This window comes from Thiorhodococcus mannitoliphagus (assembly GCF_010915725.1).
In the GTDB taxonomy this organism is placed as follows: domain Bacteria; phylum Pseudomonadota; class Gammaproteobacteria; order Chromatiales; family Chromatiaceae; genus Thiorhodococcus; species Thiorhodococcus mannitoliphagus.
Map to the genome: position 1 here is coordinate 1 of NZ_JAAIJR010000023.1, position 10525 is coordinate 10525.

A 10525-nucleotide genomic window follows, 5' to 3' on the forward strand; every position below is an offset into this window, starting at 1 on the left:
TTCCACCGTCAGTCGAGCCGTGCGCCGGTTTGAAAACGAGCTTGAAAACGGGATTGAATCGCCAGTGGACCTACCCACCAAGCCAAAGGGTGCTTGATTGCAAGACCTGACCCCAATGCCCCGGTTCAACACCCCTTCTTGTAGATGAACGAAATCCAAGACGCCCCCCTGCCCTTGCGCCCCCGCTGGCAACCTCTGCGTCTGGGCCTCGTGGACCTCTTCCACTACGACGACGAGGAGATTTGGCTCAGGGACGGCAACCTGCTGCTGCGCGGCAACAACGGCACCGGCAAGTCCAAGGTGCTGGCCATGACCCTGCCCTTCCTGCTGGACGGGCAGCTCATCCCCTCGCGCGTCGAGCCGGATGGCGATCCCGGCAAGCGCATGGAATGGAATCTCCTGCTCGGCGGCCAGTATCAGGAGCGCCTGGGCTATGTCTGGATGGAATTCGGCCGGGACAATGAGGGCACACCGGAGTTCTGCACCCTGGGCTGCGGCATGCGCGCCGTGGCCGGACGCGGCGCGCCCGAGCGCTGGTTCTTCATCACCCCTCAGCGCGTGCGCCGCGACCTGATGCTGGTGGACGGCAACGGCCGCGCCCTGTCCAGGGATCGGCTCCTCGATGCACTGGGCGACCGGGGCGAACTGCACACCAGCTCCGCCCAGTACCGCGCCCGGGTCGACGCGCTGCTCTTCCGGCTCGGCCCCCATCGCTACGAGGCACTGCTCAATCTGCTGATCCAATTGCGCCAGCCGCAATTGTCCAAACGCCCGGACGAAAAGGCACTGTCCTCGGCCCTGACCGAGGCGTTGCCGCCCTTGGATCAGGCCGTGCTCAACGACGTGGCGGACGCCTTCCGCAACCTTGAGGAAGAGCGCAAGACCCTGGACGGGCTCAATGAGGCCCGCGCCTCCGTCGGCGACTTCCTTCAGCATTACCGTGGTTACTGCGCCGTGGCGGCCCGGCGCCGGGCGCAAGCCGTGCGTCAGGCACAGAGTGCCTGGGAACGGGTTGGGACGGAGCTGCGCGAGACCGCCCAGGCCCTGACCGAGGCCGAAGCGGCCCAGGCCCATGAGGAACGGCGCCAGGGATTCCTCGACCTCAAGCTCCGGCAGAGCCGCACCCAGTTGCAGACCTTGCGTGACAGCCCCGAGATGCGCGACGCCAACCGGCTCAAGGAGGCCGAGACCCGCGCGGCGGAACGGCGCGGGCACTGCCAGACCCTCCAGGTCAAGCTCGAACGCCTGGTCGGTGACACCAATCGCCAGGAAGCCCGCTTGGCTGCGGAACAGCAGGCGTGCGCCCAAGAGAGCGAGGCTCGGGGTCGAGAACTGAGCGCCTGGATCGAGCCAGCACGCATAGCCGGCATCGCCAATGCCCATGAAGGCGCGCTCGCCCCCTTGGAGCTGCCCGATGGCGGTCCGGGTCCGCGATCCGGCTCGGACCCGGCCATCGGCAAGGCCGCCGAGACCGTCCGGTCTCAGGTCGAGCGTCGCACTGGGGCCATTGCGCAAGTCCGTGGTCTCATCCAGACATTGGAAAAGGCCAGACAAGAGGAGCGACGGGACCGGGAGCAACGTGAGCGGGCCATCGAACAGATGGAGCGCTTGGACCAAGACCGCGTCCAAGCCGCCGAGGCCGTCGACCAGCAAGGCACGGCGCTGGTCTCGGCCCTGCGTCATGCACTGGAGGCCAATCGTGAATTGCGCCTGGAAGACCCGGAGGCCGTGCTCGCCGAGCTTGAGGACTGGTGCCAAACGCTGTCCGGCGACAACCCCGCGCAGCATGCCCTGCGGCAGAGCTACAACGGCGCGAGGGACCGTCTGCGCAGCATGAAGGAGGCGGCTGCCCGTGCCCGCGCGGAGGCCCAAGCCGCCGTCACCGCGCTCGCAGCGGAACAAGGCCGCATTGAGCAGGGCGAGCTTGCCGAGCCGCCGATCCCATACAGCCGCGATCCGGAGGCGCGCAAAGACCTGGAAGGCGCGCCCTTCTGGCAACTCGTAGACTTCGCAGACAGCCTGGCCGCTGACGAGCGGGCAGGGCTTGAGGCGGCCCTGGAGTCCAGCGGCCTCTTGGACGCCTGGGTCATGCCCGACGGGACGCTGCACGATGGCAAGACCTGGGACCGGATGCTCGGGCCGATCGCACCCGCGGACCGCAACCTACGGCAGGCCCTCAAAATCGCCATCGACCCCAAGGACGCCGCCGCGGCCAGGATCGAACCCGAGACGCTGGCCGGCATCCTCGCCGGCATCGGCTGGGGCGAGCAGGCGCACCCCGCCTGGGTCAACGGCGAGGGCCGCTGGTGTCTCGGTCCCGCATCCGGTGCCTGGGGCAAGGCCGAGCCCGCCTACATTGGTCATGCGGCGCGGGAAGCAGCCCGGCGGCGACGCTTGCGGGAGATCGCCGAGGCCCTGGAAGCGCTGCAAGCGCAGATCCTGGCCCTGAGCGTGGACATCGAGCGGCTGGAAAACCAGCTGGCAACCCTGGACCGAGAATGGCACGCCCTGCCGGATGACCAGGCCCTGCGCGCGGCCCACCAGCGCCATGACGACCTGCGCCAGCGCCTGGCAGAGAGCAGGGACGCGGTCGAGCACCTGACCGCCATCCTGGAGCAGAGCAAGGCCGCCACCGAACGCTGCCGGGATGCGCGCGACAAGGCCGCCCTGGATCTTGACCTGCCCGCAGACACCCAAGGTCTCGACCGGGTCGCCGAGGCCCTGACCCAGTACAACACGCTGGCGGCGGGCTTCTGGCCCAGTCTGCGCCATCATTGGGACCGACTACAGCGGACCAGCGAATTGGCCGAGCAGGCCGCCGAGCTGGCGGAACGCCGCGCCGAGCAGGCCGACGAGTTGGATCGCGCCAAGACCGGCCAGCGCGAGGCCGAGGAGATCTGGCACACCCTGCGCGAGACCCTCGGCGAAGGCGTCGAGAAGTTGCAGCGGCGTATCCGCGAAACCGAGGCGCACATTCAGGGACTCGAAGACGATCACAAAGACAATCGCATCAAGCACGCCGCAGCCATCTCCGAGGCCACCCGCTACTCCGAGCGCCATGCCAGCCTCGCCGCCAGTCTCCAAGAGAAGGACCAGGAGCGCCGCAGCGCCATCGAGATCCTGACCTGCTTCACCCGAGTCGGCCTCTTGCGCATCGCCGCCCCAGAGCTTGAAGCCCCGGAGCGCGACACCCCCTGGCCGGTGGACCCGGCGGTGCGCCTGGCCCGGCAGATGGAACAGGCCCTGGAGGCGGTGGACCACGACGACAACGCCTGGCGCCGTCAGCAGCAGGGACTCTACGACCGCTTCCAGCCCTTGCAGCAGACCCTGTCCCGCTACAACCATTCCGCCCATATCGAGCAGGACGGTGAGCTGTTGCTGGTGCGCGTCATCTTCCAATCCCGTCCCTGCGGTCCGGACGAGCTGGCCGAAAACCTGGACGCCGAGGTCGCCGAGCGTAAGGCCCTGCTCGACGCCAAGGAACGCGAGCTGCTTGAGGCCCACCTGATGAGCGATGTGGCTACCCACCTGCAACAGCTCATCGGCGACGGCGAGCGCATGGTGGAGCGCATCAACCAGGAATTGGAGCACCGCCCCACCAGCACCGGCATGAAGCTGCGTCTGGCCTGGGTGCCACTGGACGAGGAGTCCGGCGCGGCACCGGCCGGTCTCGCCGAGGCCCGCAAGCGGCTGTTGCGCCAGACCGTCGCCGCCTGGTCCAACGAGGATCGCAGCGCGGTGGGCGAGTTCCTGCAACGGCGCATCGACGAGGTCCGCCAGTCCGACGACGGCGGCACCCTGATCCAACATCTCGCCCATGCCCTGGACTACCGCCGCTGGCACCGATTCACCGTCGAGCGCTGGCAAGGCGGTCGCTGGCGGCCCGCTTACGGACCCGCCTCCGGCGGCGAGCGGGCATTGGTGGTCACCCTGCCGCTGTTCGCCGCCGCCTCCAGCCACTACGGCAGCGCCACACCCGAGGCGCCGCGTCTGGTCATGCTCGACGAGGCCTTCGCCGGCATCGACGACGACTCCCGCGCCAAATGCCTGGGGCTCATGGCCCAATTCGACCTCGACTTCATGCTCACCAGCGAGCGCGAATGGGGCTGTTATGCCGAGGTGCCAGGGCTTGCCATCGCCCAGCTGGTGCGCCACGAAGGCATCGACGCCGTCTATCTCTCGCGCTGGACCTGGGACGGCAGCCAGCGCCGTATCGACGAGCCGCCGCCGATGAGCCCCCCGGTCGCCGAAGAACCGGCACTCGCGAATCAAGACGCCAATGACTCACAGCCACCTCTGTTCTGACCCTCCCGGGGTCGACCTGCCACGGCTCAAAGCCTTGTTGGATCGCCCGGAGCTCGCGCGCATCATGCAGGCAGTTCGGGTCGGACTGGAGCGTGGTGGCGCGGAGCGGGTTTCCATCGCCAATCCGACGGAGCAAGAGCGCCGAGCGTTGGACGAGCTGCTGGGTCGCCGGCCCAGCAGCGGCAACCGACTCGGCCTGCCTTTGCAGCACTTGGAAGACATCCTGCAACGCGCCGATCTGGCCCCGACTCTGCGCACGGCCATCGAAGCCCTTGGTGGACCGCTCCGCAATCTCGGTGCGGAGCGTGAGGACCGACAGCGGGCCTGGCGGCAGGTCTTCGACCGCCAGGGCGCGGAGGCGAAACGCCTCGATGCGACCACCTGGCTCGCGGCATTGGAGCGCGAGGGCCTCTTGAAGCGGCTCGCGGATCAGGATCCCGCACGGGCCGAAAGGCTCCTGCGCCAAGCCCTGAGCGTCCTTCAGTGTCTCCCGCAACGCGGCAAGACCCTGAGCACGCTGGCGGCCGACTGTCTCGGCGACGCCCACGGTCTGGACGAGGGTCGGCCCGTGGCCACCCTGGTCAAACGTGCCCTGTGCGTCGATGATCAGACGCGCTCCACCGATGAACTCTGGGCGGCTGCCGGCGTCCTGGTCGGCGGCGGCATCAGCAGCACCGTCCTGGCCCTGAATCTGCCCGCCGCTGGAGACGGCGCCAGCGCAGCCATCATCCGTACCGCCGCCGGCAGCGGCGAACCGCTCTACCTCACCTTGAGGCAGCTGCTGCGAGACCCGCCAATCTGGACCCCAGGCGCGACCCCGATCTCGATCTGTGAAAACCCCGCCGTCGTCGCCGAGGCGGCGAATGCCCTGGGTCTAAATTGCACCCCATTGATCTGCACCCGAGGCCAACCCAGCGCGGCGGTCATCACGCTGCTGAACCAGCTCGTCGAGGCCGGCGCCCGGCTCAGATACCACGGTGACTTCGACTGGCCCGGCATCCGCATCGCCAACGGCATCATCGATCGTCACGGCGCCGTCCCTTGGCGCATGGATGCAGCGGATTACCTGGAGGCGGCGGATTCGGGCAAGGCATTGACCGATGAACTGGTCATCGCAGCCTGGGATCCGGAGCTGAGTCGAGCCATGCGGGCGCGCGGACAGGTCATTGAAGAAGAGCGGGTGATCCAAGCCATCCTGAGCGACTTGGATTCCCCGGTGAAGGTCGATAGTGCCCCTGAATGGAAGAGGCAATGCTGATGATTAGGAGGATGCGCGGAGCGCGACGAGCTGGGCTGGACCGATGCGCATCGGTCTGACGGGGAAACTCTTGCTGGTGCTCGGACTGACGAGCACCCTCTCTGTTGTCGGTATGGGACTGGCCGCGCGTTGGAGTTTCCAGCACGGCTTTCTCGACTATTTGGGCCAGCAGGAGCTGAAACGGATCACACCCGTGGCGGATGCCTTACTAGAGGCCTATCGCGAGCAGGGCTCCTGGAACTTCGTCGCCGACAACCCCGGCGCCTGGCCCCGGCTCGTCGATGACGCCATGGCGCCCAAGATCGGCCCGGGCGTGGCCAAATCGCAAGCAGTGTCGGACCGGCCCAGCGAGGACGCAGTGCGATCACAGGTCCCACCGATGCGGCGGGATTGGGGTCCGCCCGGCCCCTTTGGCGAGCCAGGGCTCGGTCCACCGAACGCCCCGCCATTCGACGACGACTTTGCGTTTCCGCCTCCAGATCGGCCAGGGCAACCCGGCCGCACGGATGCGGCGCGGCTCGCCCCGGCAGGCATGCACCCATCGGACAACCCGCGACCGCCCCCCGGCTTTAGGCCGCCTCCCAGGAGAAACAAGCAACTACTCGATCGGCTGCGTCTGCTGGACGCAGCGCGCAACCAGATCGCAGGACACATCGTCGGTGAAATCGAGGGCGAGGTGCTCAGTCCGCTCATTGTCGATGATGCGGTCGTGGGATGGCTGGGTCTGTCGTCTCCGATCTGGCTTGAGGATGAGTTGGCACAGCGCTTCAACCGTCAGCACAATCGCTCGCTGCTCTGGATCAGCCTCACCGCATTGACCCTGGCCCTGATGCTGGGCGCAATCCTCGGCACCCGGCTGCTGCGACGGATCCGAGCCGTCGCCGCCGGAGCCCGTCAACTGACGAAGGGCGACTATGGGGCTCGCGTGTTACTCAAGGGCCGGGATGAATTGACCGAGCTGGCGCAGGACTTCAACCACCTGGCATTGGCGCTGGAGCGCAGCGAGACCTTGCGCCGCGGCGCCATGGCCGATGTCTCCCACGAGCTGCGCACGCCGCTTGCCGTCGCCCGAGCGGAGCTGGACGCCTTGATCGATGGGATCAGACCCTGCACCAAGGCGCGTCTGGAGCAGTTGCACGGACGGCTAATGACCCTAGGGTGTTTGCTGGACGATCTCTATGATCTGGCCCTATCGGATAGCGGCGCACTCAACTACCGCTTCGAGCCCCTCGACCTGAGCGCGATCCTGCGTGCTGCGGTCGCGGACAGGGAGGCATCTTGCGCGGACAAAGAGATCGCGCTGCAGCTGCAGATCGAAGATGGACTGCGGATGGATGGCGACGCGGGGCGACTGCGGCAGGTGCTGGACAATCTGCTCGCCAACAGCCTGCGCTATAGCGATGCCGGCGGGTTCATCCGGATGATCGCCGCGCGCACCAACGACCAGATCCTGATCTCGATCGCGGACACACCGCCAGGCGTCGAGCATGCGGCGCTGGAGCGCCTGTTCGATCGTTTCTATCGCGTGGAAGCGTCGCGCTCGCGCGCGAAAGGGGGCGCTGGATTGGGTCTGGCGATCTGCCGCTCCATCGTTGAGGCCCACAGAGGCAGCATCCTGGCAAGACCCGCGGATTGCGGCGGGCTCGAGATCCAGATCCGTTTCAGTCCGATTCCGAACTCAACGCTGGCGAGGCTTCGCCTCAGACCGACGCGTCATGCCAACGGGATCGCTATTGGAATCGGGATCGCTATCGTCGGTTCGATCCCGATCCCGACGGCCTGGGATGGTCGGACGCTTCATCGAAATTTGACTCATCCGCAAGCATTTTGCGCCCCCAAGGATTCTAGCTCGAAGCGGTACCCGACCCCGTAAACGGACTGAATGAAGTGTTGACCCTCGAACGCGGAGGCGAGCTTCTTGCGCAGATTCTTCACATGCGTATCCACGGTCCGCTCGGTCACGATCCGATTGTCGTCATACAGACGTTCGATCAAACGCGTGCGGGAGTAGATCTGTCCGGGATGGCGATGCAGGGCATCGAGTAAACGGAACTCCACCAGCGTCAGTCGCAAGGCGCGCTCGCCGACACGGGCTTCCATGCGGTCTGCATCCAGGTAGAGACCAGAGGTCTGGGTCTCGACCTGCGCTTGCGCGGACGCCCGCGTCAGCATGTCCACCCGGCGTAACTGCGCCTTGACCCGCGCGACCACTTCTCGCGGTGCGAACGGCTTGCAGACATAGTCATCAGCGCCGAGTTCGAGACCCAGCAGACGGTCGATCTCTTCCACCTTAGCGGTGACCATGATGATCGGCACCATCGTGAAACCGCGCAGATCGCGACAAATCTCCAAGCCGTCGCGCCCCGGCAGCATCACGTCCAGCAGGATCAGATCCGGCGCATGCTCGCGAACATGCGCAACCACCGACGCGCCATCGCTAAGGTGCTCAACCGCGAAGGATGCCGCCCGCAGATACTCGGCCAGCACATCTGCCAACGCAATCTCGTCTTCGACGATCAGCACGGTCTTGGGGACGACATCCTTCATGCCACACAATCTCTACAAAGTCTGCTCACAGCCACTCCTGATTCGCTGAATAGACTATCAGCACTTCAACAAAACCCGGAGCATCTTAATGACGTTCACCCAAACCGCTCAACGGACCACCTTGGCCTTGGCTTTTACGCTGTGCCTGACCGCGCCATTCGCACAGGCCGAGTCCGATTCTCAGGTCGGCCGACGTCACGGCCCCCCGCCCGAGGCCTTCGATGCCTGCGCCGACCAAGCAGAAAACGCCGCCTGCCAATTCACCGGACGCCGGGGAGACACCGTAGAAGGCACCTGTATCACACCGCGCCGCAGTGACGATGGATTGGTGTGCGCCCCCGAAGGTGGTCCTCCGCATCAGCACGCGCAAGGCCGCGACCGCAGCGCCGGCTAAGACGACGCGAAAACCTCAGGGAATGGATAACAGCCTCCCTTCAGGGCAAGGACGCCCTCCATGCTTAGAAAGCGTCCATCAACAACTTCCCCCCTTTCGCAAAGGGGGGCTAGGGGGGATTTCGAACGGCATGGCTCACATCGGGAAAAATTGATGGACACTTTCTTAGTCCGCGCCCCTCCAGCGAACGGCTGCTCGCCACCGCGCATGAGCCAGCGTGCCAGAGGGGTCACTGCGGCACCGCATCCTCCGCCGGCCCCGCGACCGTGGCGATCCGAGATCGCACGGGGATGTTCTCCGAATGCAGGCCCGGGGTCTGGCCGTGCAGGTCGAACTCGAGATTGACGCCAGGCCGAAAGATCAGCGTATGAGTGGAGCCGCCGAAATGGAACATACCAAGCTGGTCGCCCTTGGCGACGTGCTGCCCCTCGTAGACCGTGATCTCATTGGAGGAGACCTCGGCCATGCCGACGAACATGGCCGCCATCAGGCCGATGTCGGGATTGTCGGCTTCGATGAAGACCAGGGCGCGGGTGGCCACTTGCGTAATATATGCCTGTGATTCGTTGGGGCCTGCCGGGTCGAAGCCCTCGGACAGCGCCTCGGCATAGTAGGAACCGTCCAGCAGTCGGGTCTTGAGGATCCGGCCGCTTACCGGGCTGTGCCAGCGGTGGTAGCTCAGGGCACTCAAGAAGGCCTGATAGACGGTCCCGCCGACGAACTGCTCGACCAAGGGGTCGCCGGCCATCATGTGGGCGAGCGAATAGGGCTGAGCCTTGATCCAGAAGGGATGGTGCAACTGGACATTGGTCGCGATGCGGTAGGGCGCCGACTCACAGGCGTTGGCGATAACGGCGTCGTCGTCCGGAGCGGCCACGGGACGGCGGCCAGGACGAAAACGGCGGGTGAAGAAATCGTCCCAGGAGGCGAATCCGTAGTAGGGCACGGCGGGATCACAGATGAAGTCTTCGACGAAGGTCGGCATGGCCGCCATAGCGTCCCGGCCAAACCATCCGCGCTCGGGATCGTCGCTCAGCACGTAGCGAGAATCCGGCGAGCCCAAGAAGACCGCCCATTGGGTCAGAATCTTCTTCAACTGCCGGTTGACCTTCTCGTTGAGAAAAGCGGTCGTTCCGGCCGGCGTACCCATGGACCAGTCGAGGATGGCGTTGATCGGAAAACCCACCAACCCGGTTTGGTTGAACTCCGGCGCCCGATTCATGACGCGGTTCATGAGCGCGAGCATCTGATGGTAGTCCCTCGCCTGCGGGCCGCCGGCTGGATCCTTCTCAAACGCCGGCTCATCCGGGATCTGCTCGAACATCTGGGTGAACAGCATGAAGAGTTCCGGATCCGTTTCGATCAGCGCCTTGAACTCCTGAATCACGGGCGCCAGCGGCGGCTCGTCACCGGACGCATCCCCGTCCTGAGTGAGATCGGCTCGCCACGCAGTCAGGGTCCGCTGATCCGACGGCAGCCATCTGCCCACATTGTAAGGAGCCGGCTCGATGGCCGTTTCCGCCTGAACCGGCGACGCCGCCAAGCAGGACAGCGCTGCAAGCAGGACCGCGGTCAGCCCCCATGGGGTGCGTTTCGACGTTCTCATAAGCTCCTCACCTGTGATGGATTCGAATGCAACGAGCAGGCGTTGCCGGGATAGCGCCCAACTTAATCCAAAGCTTGTCCTCTGGATCGAGTCCTAATTCAGCGGTTGCAATACGCGATGGTCTCGGCAGGCAGGCAAGTCGAGGCAGCCCGCGCAAGGCAAGCGTTCAGAAGGGTATAGTCGGCTCCCATCGGTGTGCAGGCCGTACCAGGATGGCGCACAACCGGGTAACTTAGAAAGCGCTCATCAATTGTTTCCCGATGCGAGCGATCCCGCCCGAAATCCCCCCTGGCCCCCCTTTCCGAAAGGGGGGAAGTTGTTGATGGTCACTTTCTTAGGCAGACTACCGCCACAGTTTCAGGGTATGGGTCATCGGTGTTTGCGACAGAATCCTCCGCGGCATTGCATCGCTTCG

Annotated in this window: 6 protein-coding genes; 4 read left to right on the forward strand and 2 right to left on the reverse strand. The window is 65.6% G+C overall.

The features are described 5' to 3' along the window. Positions 1-144 precede the first annotated feature (144 nt). The 3 genes from G3480_RS07570 (at position 145) to G3480_RS07580 (ending at position 7436) form a co-directional block, all read left to right on the forward strand. A complete protein-coding gene (locus tag G3480_RS07570; protein WP_164653260.1) occupies positions 145-4305 on the forward strand; it encodes a TIGR02680 family protein in 4161 nt (1386 codons plus the stop codon). A 64-nt stretch (positions 4306-4369) separates the two neighbouring features. Further along, a complete protein-coding gene (locus tag G3480_RS07575) occupies positions 4370-5563 on the forward strand; it encodes a TIGR02679 family protein (RefSeq protein ID WP_240905655.1) in 1194 nt (397 codons plus the stop codon). Positions 5564-5606: 43 nt separating this feature from the next. Next, complete coding sequence (locus tag G3480_RS07580; protein ID WP_164653264.1) at positions 5607-7436, forward strand: ATP-binding protein; 1830 nt, start codon at positions 5607-5609, stop codon at positions 7434-7436. On the opposite strand, the gene G3480_RS07585 is transcribed toward G3480_RS07580, so the two are convergent. Next, positions 7376-8110 carry a response regulator gene (locus G3480_RS07585; protein ID WP_164653266.1) on the reverse strand — a complete coding sequence of 245 codons (735 nt, stop codon included), beginning with the start codon at positions 8108-8110 and terminating at the stop codon, positions 7376-7378. The genes G3480_RS07580 and G3480_RS07585 overlap by 61 nt on opposite strands. Positions 8111-8198: 88 nt before the next feature. Here G3480_RS07585 and G3480_RS07590 point away from each other — a divergent pair, with 88 nt between their 5' ends. Continuing rightward, positions 8199-8504, forward strand: coding sequence for a hypothetical protein (locus G3480_RS07590; protein WP_164653258.1), 306 nt, complete (start codon positions 8199-8201; stop codon positions 8502-8504). Positions 8505-8733: 229 nt separating this feature from the next. On the opposite strand, the gene G3480_RS07595 is transcribed toward G3480_RS07590, so the two are convergent. Beyond that, positions 8734-10110: a phosphatidylserine decarboxylase family protein gene (locus G3480_RS07595; RefSeq protein ID WP_164653268.1), complete on the reverse strand. Its 1377-nt coding sequence runs from the start codon at positions 10108-10110 to the stop codon at positions 8734-8736. Positions 10111-10525: the final 415 nt, after the last annotated feature.